Genomic DNA, 17,719 nt, shown 5'->3' on the forward strand with positions numbered 1-17,719 from the left:
CTGGCCCTTGATTTTTCTTGGCTATTAGCTATGAATTTGATAGTGATCATGGATTGCTGAACTTAGATTCGGCTGAAGTATTCGCGCCGTTGGAAGTCAATCTTGTCGACAGCTTCCTCGTAGCGACTGGCTTCGGATCGTTTGACCCGAACCAGGTAGTTGACAAAGGCGCTGCCAAAGGCATCGACCAGCACTTGATCGGCCAGCAGTGCGTCCAGTGCTTCATTCAGCGAGGTGGGCAGCCGGGTGTCAAGCGAACCGTAAGGGGCATCCGTGGCAGGCGGTGCCTTGAGTCGGCGCTGTATACCGTCCAGACCCGCGTGAATCTGCGAGGCCAGGTACAGGTAGGGATTGGCGGCGGGTTCGCCGATGCGGTTTTCAATGCGGGTGGCGGGGTCGCCACTGCCGCCGACCACACGCAACATGGCGCCACGGTTGTCCCGGCCCCACAGCACCGATTGCGGCGCCAGGGCGTTGGGCTGAAAGCGCCCAAACCCGTTGACGGTCGGTGTGCAAAACACCGTCATGGCGCGCGCGTGGGCCAGGAGCCCCGCCAGGTAGTGTTCGCCAATTTCCGACAAGGTGTACTGCGCGTCGTTCGGCAGCGTGCCGGCACCGGGTTGGTCCCGCATGAAGGCGTTGCGCCGGGGCGCGTGATCCGGCGCGTTGGAGGCGGCATCGTTCAGCTCGAACAGAGACTGGTGCAGGTGCCAGCCACTGGACATGATGTTGGGAAAAGGCGGGCGGCACATGAAGGTGGCATGAAAGCCGGCGCGGCGCAACGCCTGCTTGACGCCATTGCGAAACAGCACCATGTTGTCGGCCGCCGTCAGCGCGTCGGTGGCGTCGAATACGGCTTCGACCTGGCTGGGGCCAAACTCCACCTCTAGGGAATGCAGAGGCAGGCCCAGCGCCAGGGCCGTGTCCCTGATGATGCGAAGCGGTTCCTCCGACATGTCGAACCAGGTCTCGTTCAGCAGGCTGTAGCCCGGGTGGATCATGGAAACCCTGGGGGGCAGTCCTGGCCAGGCCGCTTGCTCCGGATCGAGGGCTTGGTCGGGCGAGTCCTGGTCCAGGCGATAGACGTGCAGCTCGATCTCCAGGCCGCACTTCATGCCATACCCGGCCTGCTTCAGGCGCTGCAGGGCAAGCTGGAGCACATGGCGGGTATCGAGTTCCACAGGGCGGCCGTCCAGGAACCGCAGCTGGCCTTGCATCCATCCGGTCTTCGTGGCCCAGGGCAGTGGTTTGAAGCTGCCCGGATCGGCCAGCAGCATCAGGTTGCTGGCGTATTCGAAGCCCGGCAAATCAGATGTACCGCCCGCCTCGAACACCTTGTAGGCGGTGCGGTCCGAGGTGTCCTTGAGCATCAGGGTGCTGACCATGCCAACACCGTTTTGCATGGCCTTGGCGGCGGCGCTGGCCATCAGGGATTTTCCGCGCAGTACTCCGTGCAGGTCGCACCAGGCGAAACGCACCAGTTCAATGCCACTGGCTTCGATCAGCCGGGTGGTGTGTGCCAGTGCACTTTGTCGCGTGCTGTCGTGTACGCCACATTGTTCGGCAAACGAACTCATGAGGCTTCGGTATGTGGCGAGTAGTCGGTAGCGGCACCGACCACTTTGGCGCTCACCGGTGCCGGGGCATGGCTTGCCAGCCAGGGTGCGCCGGCCCGTTTGGCCGCAGCGGTATCCCGCCAGAAGGCATCCCAGCCAGCGGCCGGGGCAATGCCGTCCACCGTGTCAGGGCCGGTCAGGGTGGTGGCAATGGCGGCATTGGCCACGCCTGGGGGAATGCCTGCGGCCTGCACCGTTTCAATCGCCTTGAGCAGCACCCGCCGGTTGGCCATGATGACCTTGTCGGTGGTGCCAAGATGTTCGCGTGTGCGGTCGGCAATTGCGCCCATGCTTTCGCAAGCCCATTGGTCGTGGACGTTGATATCGTCTTCGCCCATGCCGAGGTAGGTGCGCTCGATCTGCTCCTGTGGATCAAAGCCCCAGTTGTTGTGCCGTCCCGAGATGGGAATGTAGTCGGGCAGGGTGACGGCTTTGAGGCGCTGGTTGCGCATGGCTTCCTTGTTCAGCGGCTCGGTGAAGCTGGTGAAGATGGCATACCAGTAGGTATGCGTGTCGTCCACCGGCACATGGAACTGGGTGATGGTGATGTGCTCTGACAGCGGAATCACAAAGGCATGTGGAAAAATCGCGTTGGTCACGCGCACATGGGTGAGCTCGGGGGTGAGGGCGCGCAGGGCGGTGATCTGCATGCCGTAGTCGGTGCTTTCAAAACTGATCTCGGGCTGATCAAACTCGCGCATCACACGGGTCATGGGCCAGCGCTTGCCATCGATACTGCCTGCGCTGGCACCGCGAAATTGGCGCCCATAGGCTTCGTCCAATGATTCGTCCTTGAAAAAACGATGCAGAAATGAGGCGTGTGCCGGGTCGATGCCAACTTCAAAGGCCTGCAGCCAGTTGCAGGCCCAAAGGCCCTTGAAGGCAAAAGTGTGTGTGCCGGGTGCGGTGAAACAGTCAAACGGGGCAAAAGGCGGTGGTGTTGATCCTTCTGGGCCCATCCAGGCGAACAGGACGCCACTTTTCTCGATAACCGGGTAGCTGCGCTGCTTGACGCGCTCGCACAGCTTGCTGCCAGAGGGCTCTGCGGGTGTGTCCACGCACTGGCCCTTTGCATCGAATTTCCAGCCGTGAAACGGGCAGCGCAGGCCGCTGCCGCTGGTGGTTTCTTCAAGGCGACCAAAGGACAGGTCGGCGCCGCGGTGGGGGCAGTCCCGGTCCAGCAGCGCCCACTCCGCTTCAGTGGCTTCACCGGCTTGCGTGGGGCGATTCCTGAAAAGCACCAGGTTCTGCCCCAGCAGTTGAACCGCTTTCACCGGGCGCACCGCCATCGCCGGGGCCAGCTCGGGGTTGAACTCGTCCACCAGCGCCACGGGCTGCCAATAGTGGCGCATCAAATTGCCGCAGGGTGTATGGGGTCCAATGCGTGTGATCAGTTCATTCTGTTCGGCTTTCATGGGCCTCCCTGTGTGGTGTGAATGTGGGTTGCGGCAAAACGGTATACCAAAATTAATATTCAGTGTACAGTTCATGCCATGAACTTGCAAGAGACTGTTTTGATGCAACTGCGTGATCTGATCCTGCGCGGTGAATTTGCCCCGGGTCAGCGCCTGGCCGAGCAGCAATTGGCCGAGCGTTTGGGGGCCTCGCGAACGCCGGTGCGTGCCGCACTGGTCACGCTGGAGCAGGAATGTCTGGTGCAGGTGAATGAGACCGGCGGCTACCTGGTGCGCCAGTTCACGCCGCGTGAGGTGGCCGATGCCATTGCCGTGCGCGGTCATCTGGAAGGCATGGCGGCACGGCTGGTGGCCGAGCATGGTGTATCGCGCCAGTTGCAAATGGATCTGCAGGCCTGCCTGGAAGAGGGTGACCATTTGCTGGGGGCCGATGTGTTGACCTACGAAAGCTATGCGGGCTATGCCGCCATGAATGACCGCTTTCACAGTCTGGTTCTTCAAGCCAGCGGTAACAGTGCACTGTGCCGTGCCGTGTCGCTCAACGACAAATTGCCATTTGCTCCCGCCTCGGCCACGTTGCCCATGCAGTCCAACCAGACGCATGACCATGAATGGATGCGGTATGCCCATCGGCAGCATCACATGCTGTTTGACGCGCTCAAGCGGGGGGAGGGCGCCAGGGCGCAGGCCCTGGCGATCGAACATACCGAGGTCGCACAGATGAACATGCGCCAGGCCCTGGAGCAGCGCGAGGGTCGCAGTGAGCAGTTGCCTGCGTTGCGCCTGGTGGTCGGGCGCTAATGCATTCGCGCGTTCGCGGCCGCTGTTCTTAAAGCCGACGGATTGGTTTCTTGCGCCAGACCAAGCGGTAATAAATCGTTTGCATGGTCAGCATGGCCAGGAATGCCACCGGGTAAGCCGCCCAGATGCCGTTCAAACCGTAGTGACCGCTCAAGACCCAGGCCACAGGGATTTCAATGCCGCCAATGGCCAGCATGGCAATCGCGGTGGGCATCACCACGTTGCCGCTGGCGCGCATCAGGCCTGACAACACCATGGACATGCCCATGATGACGATGCTCCACAGCATGATGTGCAGCAGTGTTTGAGCCATTTCCACGACGGCGGCATCGGTGATGAACAGTCCCAGTATGCTGCGTGAAAACAGATAGCCCAGCAACACAAGGGCGCCGGTCAGCACCAGGTTCATCAGGATGCCGGTGCGTGCAATCTTGCCAAGGCTATGGCCGCGCCCCGCACCGATGGCCTGCGCGCCCAGGATGGAGGCGGTCATCGCGATCGACATGGCGGGAAACTGCACGTAAGACACGATCTGGTTGACTGCGCCGTAGGCGGCAGTCGCTTGCGAGCCGTAGCGGTTGACCAGAAAGAGCACTGCAATTTCAGCCATCGAAATGGTGATCATGGACAAGGCGGTGGGCAGGCCCACGCGCAATACCTTGGCCAGCAGGGCGCGATCGATGGTGAGATGTTTCGCGAACGCGGCGTTGGGTCGCAAGGGGTGTTGTTTCTGGCGCCGCAAATACCAGGCCAGCCATCCGAGGGCCACCAGGTAGGACACCACGGCCGCGTAAGCGCCGCTGGTCACGCCCATGGTGGGCAGACCCGCCCAGCCCCGGATCAAGGCCGGGGTCAGCAGCAACCCCACCCCGGTGGAAATCAGCAGGGTGCGCAGTGGCGTGGTGGTGTCGCTGACACCGCGAAGCATGGATGTGATCAGAATGAAGACAAACACCCCTGGTGCGGCGATCAGCATGATGCGGGCGTAGGCGGTGGCGCCGGGCAGGATGTCGGCAGGTGTGCCCAGCGCGCGCAGCATCATCTCTGTGAAGGTGCCGCCAAACACGGCTACCGCCAGGCCGGCATACAGGCCCACCATCAAGGTTGTGCCCGCAATGGCTTTGACCCGATCCAGTTCCCTGGCGCCCCACGCCTGACCAATCAATATGGCAGCTCCCGAGCCCAGGCCGATCATGAAGGCAATCAGGAAAAACAGCACCGGGAAGAATGCCGATACCGACGCCATCGCGCTCACGCCCAGCATCTGGCCCAGATAGATGTTGTTGGCCGTGCCCGAGAGGGCCTGCAGGATGTTGCCAATGATCAGCGGGATTAAAAATGTCAGATAGCTTTTCCACAGGCGTGTGGGAAATGCGGGGTTGTCCAGTGCTTTGGCTGCATGGGTCGTTGTTGGGTTCATGGCAAGTTCAGGGTTCGTTCGGTGTTGGCGCCGCAAAAGCGTCAAGCAGTATTTTTTTGAGATGGGTTTGCACATCTGCGGGCCAGTCAGCGATTTGGGCTTCGAAGCCCGCCTGGTCGCCGGCAAACAGGGCGCGGCTGGCTTCTTCAAAGCCGGGTTCGTGCCCTGCCATGGTGGACATGAATTTGTAGCCCACGGCACTGGCGTGGCGCACACGGTCTGTCACTTCCGATGCGCGTCGCGCCTGCTCCACCAACTTGCGCAGCGCCACGGAAGCGCCGCCGGGTTGACTGGCCAGCCATTGCCAGTGGCGCGGCAGCAGGGTTACTTCGCGCGCCACGACGCCCAGCTTGGGTCGCCCGGGGCCGCGCGCCGTATCTGCGGCCACGGCGGCGGCTGGGGCTCCTGCAGATGCATCGGGCATGTCAGCGGCTTCGTCGCCACCAGATTTGCGTGGGAGTTTGGCAAGCAGTTGCTCGAATCGCAACTGAAATTCGGCGAGCGAGCCACGCCAGTCCAGCTCGATGACTTCGCTGGTGGCATCACTGAAGATGAGAACCGGCAAGGCGTTTTGTGAGTCAGAGGCCTTGTCAATGGCAGCTTTGGCTGCCAGAGCGACGGCTCGAAGCTCGCCGGTGGCGATGCAGTGACTGCCTTCGAAGGCGCTGCAGGGGGTGTTGTTCCAGTCGATCACGGGATTGGCCTTTTCTGATTGTCAAAGTAAAGTAAATTTTATCCGGGTAAAACAATAAAGTCAATAAAACCCGGGTAAAAATAAAAACCAATTTCAAAACTGGCCCGGCATTGGCAGCAGGGACGCCCTCGTGTCGAGGTCGCGCCGACGCAGCACGGCGGTCTTGGTGGGGTATGCTGGGCCGTATGCAAAACGAAAACTTCATCCCCGGCAAAGATGCCTCGCTTGAGTCCACCATCAACACCATGCAGGCCAAGCTGCAGGCGCGTGGCTTTCACATTGAAGAAAAATCCTGGCTGAACCCCGTGGATGGCATCTGGTCGGTGCATATCCGCGACCGCGATTGCCCGCTTCTGTTCACGAACGGCAAGGGCGCCACGCGCCTGGCCTGCCTGGCCAGTGCTTTGGGCGAGTTTTTTGAGCGCCTGTCGACCAACTATTTCTGGACTCACTATTACCTTGGCCCCCAGGTGGCCAACCGCCACCATGTTCATTACCCGCAGGAGCGTTGGTTTGAACCCGGTGAAAACGGCAGCTGGCCCCAAGAGATCCTGGACCCGGAGCTGCACAAGTTCTACAACCCGGAAGGCAGCATCGATGCCAGCAACCTGATTGAATTCAATTCCGGCAATGTCGAACGCGGCATTTGCGCCATTCCCTATGTGCGCCAGCGTGATGGTTCTGTGGCCTATATTCCGGTCAATATCATCGGCAACCTCTATGTGAGCAACGGCATGTCTGCCGGCAATACCCAGGCCGAAGCACGAACACAAGCGCTGTCCGAGATATTCGAGCGCCATATCAAGGGCCGCATCATCAGCGAGGGCATTTGCCTGCCGGATGTGCCTGAGGCCGTGATTGCGCGCTATCCGCGTATCGCTGCGGGTATCAAGGCTTTGCGCGAGGCAGGCTTTGGCATTCTGGTCAAAGACGCTTCTCTGGGCGGGCAGTACCCGGTGATGAATGTGACCTTGCTGCATCCGGAAGATCAGGGTTGCTTTGCCAGCTTTGGCGCTCACCCGCGCTTTGAAATCGCTTTGGAGCGCGCCCTGACCGAGTTGTTGCAGGGTCGTGCGCTGGATTCGCTGGCTGGCTTCCCCTCGCCCGGGTTTGACCTGGAAGAAACGGCCAGCTCAACCAACATCGAAATTCACTTTGTGGACAGTAGCGGTGTCATCCACTGGAAGTTTCTCGGGGATGTGCCCGACTACGAGTTTTGCGACTGGAACTTCAGCAATACCACGGCCGAAGACTACGCCTGGGCGGTGGACCGCATCCACAAGGATGGCTTTGACATCTACATTTCAGACTTTACCCATCTGGGTGTTTACGCCTGTCGCATCCTGGTGCCGGGCATGTCCGAGATTTATCCTGTGGATGACCTGGAGTTTGAGAACAACAGCGTGGGCAACCACATTCGTGAGGCCATTCTGAACCTGACGGATCTGGACAACGAAGAGTGCTCGGAGTTGCTTGAGACGCTGAACGAATCCGCCCTGGCGGACCAGCGACCGGTGGCTGCCGTGATCGGCATGGCGGCAGATGCCGGGTCGTTTTGGAGCGACCTGCGCGTGGGGGAACTCAAAACCCTGCTGGCTCTGGCCATTGGCGATGAAGCGGCCACCCTGGAGGGCTGTGAGTGGGTCAAACATTTTGACCAGATCAACCCCCAGCGTCGGCGTGTTTATGCCTGTATTGAAAGCCTGATCAATCTCGCTGACATGGGCGACACCGGGCCTTACCTGGATGCCCTGCGGCAACTGTACGGCGCCGGCGCAGTGGCGCAGGCCCATGCGCTCATCATGCAAACCGACCGGTTCATGGGCCTCTCGGCACCTGGGCTGATGCTGCAGGGGTGTGAAATGCACCAGAAACTGTTGCAGGCGTATGACAAGGTGCACGCCCGCAGCAACTGAGCGTTGGCAGGCCTGCTTCCGGGAAGCATGCACACTGTCAAGAGAATACTGCGGCCTATCTTCCTGCCGCTGATTGCTGCCGTATTGCTGTTTGAGGAGTGGGGGTGGGCACCTCTGGCCGCAGCATTTGCGCGCCTGGCCCGGATTCCGCTGTGGGCCTTGCTGGCCTTTGGTGTGCCTATGCTGCTGTTGCCGGTCAAGCTGCTGGCGCTTTATCTGTTTGGCCAGGGTCAAGCCACTAAGGGTCAGCTCCTGCTGGGTGCCTATTGTGGGCCGGTGCCGGTGGCGACCCGCATCGCCGGATCGAAGAAGCGCAGGGCGTTGCGGCCTGCTGCCTTGACGTGGTACATGGCCATATCGGCTTGTTTGAGCAGTTCTTCCGCTGAGTCCGACTGAGCACCAAAGAGCGTGGCACCGATGCTAGGCGTGCTGTCGTGCCTGTGCTCGCCCAGCTGGTAGGTCTGGTTCAAGGCGGCGAGGATTTTGAGCCCGATAGTCTCGGCCTGGGTGCGGGCCTCATCCGCTTGTTCACTCAGGTCTACGAGCAGCACGACAAACTCGTCGCCGCCAAGGCGGGCGACCGTGTCAACTTCGCGTACACAGCCCTGCAAACGCTGGGCGACTTGTTGCAACAGGAGGTCTCCCATATCGTGGCCCAGGGTGTCGTTGAGTGCCTTGAATTTGTCCAGGTCAATGAACAGCAGAGCACCGTGGCCGTTGCTGCGATGGCTGGCGACTCTGATCTGCTGCAGCCGGTCATGCAGCAGACGCCGGTTGGGCAACTTGGTAAGTGGGTCAAAAAACGCCAGGTTGTGAATCTGTTCCTCTGCTGCCTTGCGGGCGGTAATGTCGTGCATGGTGGCAACATAGTGGGTGACCGTTGTGTCGTCTCCCTTCACCGCAGTGATGGTGATGGATTCCGGGTACACCTCGCCATTTTTGCGCCGGTTCCAAATTTCGCCTTTCCAGGCGCCGGTGCTTTTGATGTGCGACCACATGGAGACATAGAACGCGGCATCGTGGCGTCCCGAACTGCGCATGCGAGGGTTCTTGCCAACGACTTCAGCCGGTGTGTAGCCGGTAATAGCGGTGAAAGCCTCATTGACACGCAGGATCACACCGTCCCCATCGGTAACAAACATGCCTTCCTGCGTCTGGAAAGCGGTTTCAGCGACACGAAGCTCCACCTCGGCATGCTTGCGCTGGGTGATGTCCGAGAAGGTCGTGACGGTGCCGATGATTCTGTTCACGTCCCAAATGGGGTGTGCAGCGTACTCCACAGGAACGGGCGTTCCATCCTTGCGCCAGAAAACTTCATTCTCCTTTTTGCAGGATTGTCCGGAAAGAGAGGCTTGATAGACGGGGCAGTCGGTCATGGGATATTGAGAGCCATCAGCATGTTGATAGTGAATCAGGCTATGGATGTTTTTCCCGATAATTTCCTGTACGCTGTAGCCCAGGATCCTGGCGGCAGCCTGGTTGATGAAGGTGCAGTTTCCCTGAATGTCTATGCCGTAAATGCCTTCGCCGGTGGATTCGAGCAGCAGCATTCTTTCTCTCGATAGTGCCTCACGCTCAGTTTCCTCGTTCACGCGTTCGGTGATGTCCTGCACCGTGCCAGAGGACTGCACAGGCTTGCCATGGTCATCGAATTTCGAAGTGCCTTGCTGACGTACCCATTTGATGCGTCCATCGCTCATGAGCAGGCGATGGACGATGCTGTAAGACTCGCGTCGTGCCAGTGCATCGGCATAGGTCCGGCTCACGGCCTCGCGGTCATCCGGGTGAGTCGCGTTGTGGAAAGCGTCAAGAGATGCATGGATCTGGCGCTTGTCAATCTCGAAGATACGTAAAACCTCGTCTGACCAGAACAGTCTGCCCGATGTGATGTCCAACTCCCAACTGCCAAGCTGGGCGATGCGCTGAGCGTCCGCGAGATGGGCATGTTGCTGCTGCAAAAGCAACTCTGCCTTGTCTCGCCGCCGCCATGATTTGTGCACCAGCGCCAGGGCTGCCAGAACGATCAGGCTTGCGCCGCCACCAAAAACCACCAGCAGCTTTTTCACTTCGCTGATTTCGGCGTAGACCGCATCGGGCGTACGCGCAACCACCAGCAGCAAGGGGTAAGCGGTGATCCAGCGATGAGCTATGCCGCGCTCCACATGGTCCAGTGTGGAGTGGCGCAGGACGAAGCCTTTGGCCTGAGTCCGGTACTCCGCGATTTGCTCAAGCGTCATTCGCGTACCTAGAAATTGGGACAAATCCCTGGAGCGACTCAACAGCGTCCCGGAGGTCGAGATGATGGTCATGATGGTGTCGGTGCCGATATCGAGTGGCTGCATGAAGCGGGTCAATTCCTCTGGCGGCAGGAAAATGACCACAACACCGAGGAATTTTCCGTCGCGATCAAGAATAGACCGTGCCAACTGGATGCCTTGGCGTTGGGTGATGCGACCAATGACCGGATCGCTGATATAGAGCTGATCCGCACCACCCTCGGAAAAAAAGCGGAAATGCGCCCGATCACCCAGATAAACCGGTGCCGTGTTGCCGGGAACGTCCGATATTTCGGGGTAGCCATCGCGGCCGATGACGGTCACATGCACATCCATATTTTTCAAAGGACCTTGCCGCAGCAACTGGACCGCGTGCATCAAATGCTGTTTGTCGTCAACATATTCGGTACGAATCACCAGCAGCGCGTTATCGATGTTGTGCAACTGGCGCACCAGGGTTTCGTCGAGCACTTCCGTCAGATGCAACAGGTTCTGCCGGAAGTCCGTCAGGCGCTCATGCTGGATGCGGCTTGCCTCCCAGATCACTGCGCTCCAGATCAGCACCAATACGGCGGCGCTCAGCAATAGCATCTGCCCAAAGGAGGTCATCGGAGTTGTGGATGGCGCTTCTGAGGAATTCATGTCAATCGATTTTCAAATTAGTAGGCCGATCTTATCGACTGGGATTTCGTGGGCCTATTTCCGGTTTATCCTACGTTTCATGAAACTACACAACTTCTTCCGTTCTTCCGCCTCCTTCCGTGTGCGCATCGCGCTGGAACTCAAGGGGCTGTCCTACGAATACCTGCCGGTTCACCTGGCCCGGGGCGAACACAAGAAGGAGCCCTATGCTTCGATCGCTGCCGATGCACTGGTTCCCATGCTGGAAATCGACGGGCAACGCCTGTCCCAATCGATGGCCATCATCGAATATCTGGATGAAACGCACCCGGAACCCGCTTTGTTGCCCCGTGACGCGGTGGGCCGGGCCAAGGTGCGGGCACTGGCTCAGTCGATTGCGTGCGAGATTCATCCGCTGAACAACCTGCGTGTACTCAAGTACCTGAGCAATGTGCTCAAGGTGGATGAGGAAACCAAGAACACCTGGTACCGGCACTGGGTCCGCGAGGGACTGGAGAGCTTCGAGCGTCAGCTGGCCCAGTCGCCGGCGTCGATCTATTGCCATGGCAACACCCCCACGCTGGCTGATTGTTGCCTTGTACCGCAGATATTCAACGCCCGCCGCTTTGATGCCAATCTGGAGGGCTTGCCGCGTACCCTGGCGGCGTTTGATGCCTGCATGGCCTTGCCCGCATTCCAGAAAGCGCAACCCTCTGCTTGCCCGGACTTTGAGGCATAAGGCGGACTGACCATGAACCCCGACTGGCTTGTTCCCCATTGGCCAGCGCCAGCGCATGTGCGGGCGGTGTGCACAACGCGCTTGGGAGGCAAATCCGTCGCTCCCTACGACTCGCTGAATCTGGGCGATCACGTTGGAGATCATCCGCTGGATGTGGGGGTCAATCGCGCCATCCTGCACCAGGCCATCCATGCCCGTCCGGTTTTTCTGTCCCAGGTGCACGGTGCCGATGTGGTGTGGCTTTCCGAGAAAACGCCGCATGGGACGCCTGCCGATGGCTGCCTGACGGCGCAGTCGGGCGTGGCCTGCACCATCATGGTGGCGGATTGTCTGCCGGTGCTGTTCACCAACGTTCAGGGTAGTCTGGTGGCCGCTGCGCATGCTGGCTGGCGTGGCCTGGCCGGGGTGGGCGGCTATGGCGTGCTGGAGGCCGTTGTGGATGAATTCAGGGATAAAGCCCTCGTGGATAAAGCGCAGGATGCTTCTGAAATCATAGCGTGGCTCGGTCCGTGCATCGGCCCGCATGCATTTGAAGTGGGCGATGATGTGCGCGATGCGTTTGCGATGCACGACCCTGCCGCCCTGGCGATGTTCGCGCCGGCTGATAGTGGGAAATGGCTGGCCAACCTGAACGGACTGGCTCGCTTGCGTTTGGACGCTCTGGGTGTCACCGAGATTTATGGCAACGACGGTGGCCAGGTCTGGTGCACCGTCAGCAACCCGTCACGCTTCTTTTCTTTCCGGCGCGACGGGGCCTGCGGCCGTATGGCTGCCACTGTCTGGCTGGAGTGATGCAGCTTGAGCAATCTCCCTTGCTTCTCTGGCCTTGATGACGCGGCGTCGTGCGGGTGCGCCCATCAGGTAGACCACCAAGGCCACGGGCCCCAAGCCATACAGCAAAAAGGTGATGATGGCACCCAGCAGCGTGCCATTGGAGTTGGTGGCTTCGGCCACCGCCATCATGAGGGCGACGTAGAGCCAGGCAATGGGCACAATGTACATAGTTGATGGGCGCAGTAGTGTTTTGGCAAATGTCAGTTTTCCGAAGGTCTAGACCTGAGATACTGGGGTTTGTACTGATAGGCAAGTATAAAGAGGACACCGAATGACAACAAATTCTCCTGAATTTTGGGCTCAGTCTGCCCAGCAATTGCAACAAACTTTGGGGGAAAGTTGGTCCAAGGCCTTTCAGTCTTTCCAGAATATGGATCTGGGCGGCGTGACCGGTGCCAAGGCGGGGCCGGTGAGCATGCCGCCGGCCATCAGCTTCTCGTCAGACAAACTGCAGGCACTGCAACAGCAGTACATCAAGGAGGCGGCGGCGCTCTGGACCCAGGGTCTGGGTGGCACGTCCCCAACCGGTGACAAGCGCTTTTCTGCCGAGGCTTGGGGCTCCAACCCGGTAGCGGCCTTCTCGGCAGCCGCTTACCTGCTCAACACGCGCACATTGATGGGCATGGCCGATGCTGTGGAGGCCGATGCCAAGACGCGTGCCCGGATCCGCTTTGCCGTGGAGCAGATGACGGCTGCAGCGGCACCCAGCAACTTCATGGCCTTCAACGCCGAAGCTCAGAAGAAGGCAATCGAGACCAAGGGCGAGAGCATTGCCAAGGGCGTGCAAAACCTGCTTCACGACATGCGCCAGGGCCATGTGTCCATGACGGATGAAAGCGTCTTTGAAGTGGGCAAGAACGTGGCGACTACCGAAGGCGCCGTGGTGTTCGAGAATGAACTGTTCCAGCTGATCGAATACAAGCCGCTCACGGGCAAGGTCTATGAGAAGCCCTTTCTTCTCATTCCGCCATGCATCAACAAGTTCTACATCCTGGACCTGCAGCCGGACAATTCCCTCATTCGTTATGTGGTGGCACAGGGTCACCGTACCTTTGTGGTGAGCTGGCGTAACCCGGATGCCTCGCTGGCCCATAGAACCTGGGATGATTACATTGAAGACGCTGCTATCAAAGCGATAGCTGTAACCCAGGAAATCACGGGGGCCAAGACCATCAATGCCCTGGGATTCTGCGTGGGCGGCACCATTTTGGGCACCGCCATCGCTGTGCTGGCGGCGCGCGGTCAAAAGCCCGTGGCCAGTGCCACCTTCCTCACGTCCTTGCTTGACTTCACCGATACCGGCATCCTGGACGTCTTCATCGATGAAGCCTTTGTCAAATACCGGGAACAGGAAATGGGCCAGGGCGGTTTGATGAAGGGGCAGGATCTGTCGAGCACCTTCAGCTTCTTGCGCCCGAATGATCTGGTGTGGAACTACGTGGTGGGCAACTACCTCAAGGGCGAAACACCGCCACCATTTGATCTGCTTTACTGGAACAGCGATTCCACCAACCTGCCGGGACCGTTCTACGCCTGGTACTTGCGCAACACCTATCTGGAAAACAACCTGGTCAAACCGGGGAAGACGACGGTGTGTGGCGAGAAGGTGGATCTGCGCAATGTCGACATGCCGGTCTATATTTACGGCTCGCGTGAAGACCATATCGTTCCGATTGGCGGTGCCTACGCGTCCACCCAGGTTTTGCCTGGCAAAAAGCGTTTTGTCATGGGAGCCTCAGGTCATATTGCCGGTGTGATCAACCCGCCAGCCAAAGGCAAGCGCAGCCACTGGATTCGCGAGGATGGCAAGTTGCCCAAGACGCAGACCGAATGGCTGGCAGGTGCTAGGGAGCATCCCGGGAGCTGGTGGACCGACTGGTCCGATTGGCTCAAGGCCCAGGCCGGCAAGCAGATGCCTGCGCCCAAGACCTACGGCAAAGGCAAATACAAATCGATCGAAGCAGCCCCTGGCCGCTACGTGAAGGCAAAAGCTTAGTTACTTACTCAGGAGAGAAAAATGGAAGACATCGTTATCGTTTCTGCGGCACGCACCGCTGTTGGAAAATTTGGCGGAACCCTGGCCAAGACGCCGGCCACCGAGTTGGGTGCTGCGGTTATCAAGGACCTGCTGGCCCGCACCGGTGTCGGTGCCGACCAGATCGGAGAAGTCATCATGGGCCAGGTTCTGGCCGCCGGTGTGGGACAAAACCCTGCACGCCAGTCGCTGATCAAGAGTGGTCTGGCCAAGGAGACCCCGGCACTCACCATCAATGCCGTATGCGGCTCGGGCCTGAAGGCCGTCATGCTGGCGGCGCAGGCAGTGGCCTACGGCGACAGCGAGATTGTGATTGCCGGTGGCCAGGAAAGCATGAGTGGTTCGCCGCACGTGCTGCAGGGCTCACGTGACGGCCAGCGCATGGGCGACTGGAAAATGGTTGACACCATGATCGTGGACGGCCTGTGGGACGTCTACAACCAGTATCACATGGGCATCACTGCCGAGAACGTGGCCAAGCAATATGGCATCACCCGCGAGATGCAGGACGCATTGGCCCTGGCCAGCCAGCAAAAGGCAGCCGCGGCCCAGGATGCGGGCAAGTTCAAGGACGAAATCGTGCCCTTCAGCATCGCCCAGAAAAAGGGCGATCCGCTTGTTTTCTCGGTTGACGAGTACCTCAACCGCAAGACCAATGCCGAAGCTTTGGCAGGCTTGCGTCCCGCATTCGACAAAGCCGGCGGTGTGACGGCTGGCAATGCGTCGGGCCTGAACGACGGTGCCGCTGCTGTGATGGTGATGACCGCGAAGAAGGCGGCCGCCTTGGGCCTCAAGCCCCTGGGTCGTATTGCCAGCTTTGCCACCAGTGGACTCGATCCCGCATTGATGGGGATGGGGCCGGTGCCGGCATCGCAAAAAGCCCTGGCCCGTGCCGGCTGGAAGGCTGCAGACCTGGATCTGCTGGAAATCAACGAAGCTTTTGCCGCTCAGGCCTGCGCGGTCAACCAGCAAATGGGCTGGGATACGTCCAAAGTCAACGTCAACGGTGGAGCGATTGCCATCGGGCACCCCATTGGTGCGTCCGGTTGCCGCATTCTTGTGACACTCCTGCACGAGATGCAGCGTCGCGATGCCAAAAAGGGCATTGCCAGCCTCTGTATCGGTGGCGGTATGGGGGTTGCCCTAACTATCGAGCGCTGATTTAGCGTTCACAATGGAAATTGGCGCAATTTAACAACGAGGAAATCACAATGAATCAAAAAGTAGCCTACGTCACCGGCGGTATGGGTGGTATCGGTACCGCTATTTGCCAGCGCCTGCACAAGGAAGGTTTCAAAGTCATCGCGGGCTCAGGTCCTACCCGGGATCATGCCAAATGGCTGGCTGAACAGAAGGCGCTGGGTTACACGTTCTACGCATCAGTGGGCAATGTGGGTAACTGGGATTCCACCGTGGAGGCCTTCAGCAAGACCAAGGCCGAGCATGGCAGCATTGATGTGCTGGTGAACAACGCCGGCATTACCCGTGACCGCATGTTTCTGAAGATGTCCCGCGAAGACTGGGATGCCGTGATCGAAACCAACCTGAACTCCATGTTCAATGTCACCAAGCAAGTGGTGGCTGACATGGTTGAAAAAGGCTGGGGCCGCATCATCAACATTTCCTCAGTGAATGGTGAGAAGGGTCAGGCGGGCCAGACCAACTACTCCGCCGCGAAGGCCGGCATGCATGGATTCACCATGGCGCTGGCGCAGGAACTGGCCACCAAGGGCGTGACGGTCAACACCGTGAGCCCGGGCTACATTGGCACCGACATGGTCAAGGCAATCCGCCAGGATGTGCTGGACAAGATCATTGCCACGGTACCGGTCAAGCGTTTGGGCGAGCCCAGCGAAATTGCCTCCATCATTGCGTGGCTGGCGTCGGACGAAGGCGGCTACTCTACCGGCGCTGACTTTTCGGTCAACGGCGGCTTGCACATGGGCTGAGTTCATTCGTGTGATAAAAACAAAAAACCCGCCTCGGCGGGTTTTTTGTTTGGCCCAGAGCTTTGAAAATTTGTTACTTGAGCTGGAAATATGTCTGAACGCGTTGTGAACTGGATACGCCAGGCCCTGTTGTCCAATATCCTCACCCTGTCGCCGGCCGAGCGGATGCGCTCCAGCCTGGGTGCCTTCCTGGGTTTAGGGCTGTGCGGCTTTCTGCTGCATGCCATGCCGCTGCATACCCATTGGCTGCTGGCCCCTATTGGTGCGAGCGTTGTTATTCTGTTTGTGCAGTCCCATAGTCCATTGGCGCAGCCCTGGTCAGTCATTGGAAGCTACGCGGCGTCCACTGCGGTCGGCCTGATGTGTGTGCAATGGATTCCCATGCCTCAGGTTGCGGCGGCGCTGGCTGTGGCAATGAGTATCTGGCTCATGGCCCGATTGAACTGCATTCATCCGCCTGGGGGCGCCGTGGCCCTGTTACTTGTTTTGAATGGTCCGCAATCTCCCGGGGGAATCGTGCAGACTGCCGCACTTGTGGCTGTCAATGTCGCGGCTTTGCTGGCGGCCGCGCTGGTGGTCAATAACCTGATTCTGCGTCGCCGCTACCCCTACAGCACCCTGACCACGGGGAGGAACATGCACAAGACCAATGACGCGACGCCGATCAACCGGACCGGCTTGGTGCATGCGGATCTTGAAAGCGCTGTGAAAGCATTGAATACCTTTGTCGACGTACAGGAGGAAGAGCTGGTTGAAATCTATAACCTCGCGGTCGACCATGCTTTTGGTCGGCATGTCGGATTGACATGCTCGGATGTCATGTCGCGCGACGTGGTGACTGCGCACTTTGACACCGATCTGGATGTCGCGTGGAATGAATTGCGATTTCACAAGGTCAAGTCGCTTCCAGTGGTGGACCATTTCCAACGCCTTATTGGCATCGTGACCGTTGCTGATTTTCTGCGGCAGTTGGATGCCACCACGGCTGCGGGTCTGGCTGTGCGTCTGCAGGGCTTGCTCAGACGCACACCCGGGATCAACTCGGACAAGGCAGAAGTTGTGGGACAGATCATGACCGCCGATGTGTTCCATGCGAACCCGGACACCCCCATTTCCGAACTGGTGCGTCAAATGTCCGAGAAAGGACTTCCTCACATTCCCGTGGTGGATGCCAAGCGCAAGGTGGTCGGCATCGTGACCCAGTCAGACATGCTGGCCGCACTGTACAAGCGCATTGCCCTGTCCGAGGCTTCGGCCGGTTGACAGAGGCGGGCTTGCGGCCCGGGTTTCCTCTACCCACGTCATCGGCGTGGTCAATAGTGCATTTTTCGTTGACTGAAGTCATATTTTTTATAATATGCATATTAAATGAATCTTTTGGTGCGGTTATGTGGCCAGGGTAC

At 59.2% G+C, this 17,719-nt stretch carries 14 protein-coding genes; 8 read left to right on the top strand and 6 right to left on the bottom strand.

Annotated elements, in window-relative coordinates:
• Nucleotides 1–62 precede the first annotated feature (62 nt).
• Together IV109_RS08290 and IV109_RS08295 are read right to left on the bottom strand one after the other, a co-directional pair.
• Nucleotides 63–1,577, bottom strand: coding sequence for a glutamine synthetase family protein (locus IV109_RS08290; protein ID WP_296694795.1), 1,515 nt, complete (start codon nt 1,575–1,577; stop codon nt 63–65).
• Nucleotides 1,574–3,031 (bottom strand): aromatic ring-hydroxylating dioxygenase subunit alpha, encoded by a 1,458-nt coding sequence (locus IV109_RS08295; protein WP_296694797.1) that lies wholly within the window; start codon nt 3,029–3,031, stop codon nt 1,574–1,576. The genes IV109_RS08290 and IV109_RS08295 overlap by 4 nt, the downstream gene beginning before the upstream one ends.
• 78 nt (nt 3,032–3,109) lie before the next feature.
• On the opposite strand from IV109_RS08295, the gene IV109_RS08300 reads away from it, so the two are divergent.
• Nucleotides 3,110–3,832: a GntR family transcriptional regulator gene (locus tag IV109_RS08300; protein WP_296694799.1), complete on the top strand. Its 723-nt coding sequence runs from the start codon at nt 3,110–3,112 to the stop codon at nt 3,830–3,832.
• A 28-nt stretch (nt 3,833–3,860) separates the two neighbouring features.
• Here IV109_RS08300 and IV109_RS08305 read toward each other — a convergent pair whose 3' ends face one another.
• A complete protein-coding gene (locus tag IV109_RS08305; protein WP_296694802.1) occupies nt 3,861–5,252 on the bottom strand; it encodes an MATE family efflux transporter in 1,392 nt (463 codons plus the stop codon).
• A gap of 7 nt (nt 5,253–5,259) precedes the next feature.
• Nucleotides 5,260–5,946, bottom strand: a complete 687-nt coding sequence (locus IV109_RS08310; RefSeq protein ID WP_296694803.1) for a DUF2239 family protein — start codon at nt 5,944–5,946, stop codon at nt 5,260–5,262.
• A 185-nt stretch (nt 5,947–6,131) separates the two neighbouring features.
• Here IV109_RS08310 and ycaO point away from each other — a divergent pair, with 185 nt between their 5' ends.
• Nucleotides 6,132–7,862, top strand: coding sequence for a 30S ribosomal protein S12 methylthiotransferase accessory factor YcaO (ycaO, locus tag IV109_RS08315; RefSeq protein ID WP_296694805.1), 1,731 nt, complete (start codon nt 6,132–6,134; stop codon nt 7,860–7,862).
• A 263-nt stretch (nt 7,863–8,125) separates the two neighbouring features.
• Here the strand turns inward: ycaO and IV109_RS08320 are convergent, their stop codons facing one another.
• Entirely contained in the window at nt 8,126–10,780 is a 2,655-nt protein-coding gene (locus IV109_RS08320) for a PAS domain S-box protein (RefSeq protein ID WP_296694806.1), read from the bottom strand.
• A gap of 79 nt (nt 10,781–10,859) precedes the next feature.
• Between IV109_RS08320 and maiA the strand changes: the two genes are divergently transcribed.
• Both maiA and pgeF read left to right on the top strand, forming a co-directional pair.
• Nucleotides 10,860–11,498, top strand: coding sequence for a maleylacetoacetate isomerase (gene maiA / locus IV109_RS08325; protein WP_296694809.1), 639 nt, complete (start codon nt 10,860–10,862; stop codon nt 11,496–11,498).
• Nucleotides 11,499–11,510: 12 nt separating this feature from the next.
• On the top strand, nt 11,511–12,290 hold the full coding sequence (gene pgeF / locus IV109_RS08330) for a peptidoglycan editing factor PgeF (RefSeq protein WP_296694811.1): 780 nt from the start codon (nt 11,511–11,513) through the stop codon (nt 12,288–12,290).
• Here the strand turns inward: pgeF and IV109_RS08335 are convergent.
• Nucleotides 12,222–12,500 (bottom strand): hypothetical protein, encoded by a 279-nt coding sequence (locus tag IV109_RS08335; RefSeq protein ID WP_296694812.1) that lies wholly within the window; start codon nt 12,498–12,500, stop codon nt 12,222–12,224. The two genes, pgeF and IV109_RS08335, sit on opposite strands and share 69 nt — an antisense overlap.
• A gap of 103 nt (nt 12,501–12,603) precedes the next feature.
• Here IV109_RS08335 and phaC point away from each other — a divergent pair, with 103 nt between their 5' ends.
• The 4 genes from phaC to IV109_RS08355 all read left to right on the top strand — a co-directional run bounded on the left by phaC (nt 12,604) and on the right by IV109_RS08355 (nt 17,579).
• A complete protein-coding gene (gene phaC, locus IV109_RS08340) occupies nt 12,604–14,328 on the top strand; it encodes a class I poly(R)-hydroxyalkanoic acid synthase (RefSeq protein WP_296694813.1) in 1,725 nt (574 codons plus the stop codon).
• 21 nt (nt 14,329–14,349) lie between these two features.
• A complete protein-coding gene (locus tag IV109_RS08345; protein WP_296694814.1) occupies nt 14,350–15,528 on the top strand; it encodes an acetyl-CoA C-acetyltransferase in 1,179 nt (392 codons plus the stop codon).
• Nucleotides 15,529–15,578: 50 nt separating this feature from the next.
• Nucleotides 15,579–16,316, top strand: coding sequence for an acetoacetyl-CoA reductase (gene phbB / locus IV109_RS08350; protein ID WP_296694815.1), 738 nt, complete (start codon nt 15,579–15,581; stop codon nt 16,314–16,316).
• Between the two features lie 90 nt (nt 16,317–16,406).
• Nucleotides 16,407–17,579: a CBS domain-containing protein gene (locus IV109_RS08355; RefSeq protein WP_296694817.1), complete on the top strand. Its 1,173-nt coding sequence runs from the start codon at nt 16,407–16,409 to the stop codon at nt 17,577–17,579.
• The last annotated feature ends 140 nt before the right edge of the window (nt 17,580–17,719 follow it).

The sequence above is a fragment of the Rhodoferax sp. genome (assembly GCF_018780565.1).
Classification (GTDB): Bacteria; Pseudomonadota; Gammaproteobacteria; order Burkholderiales; family Burkholderiaceae_C; genus Rhodoferax.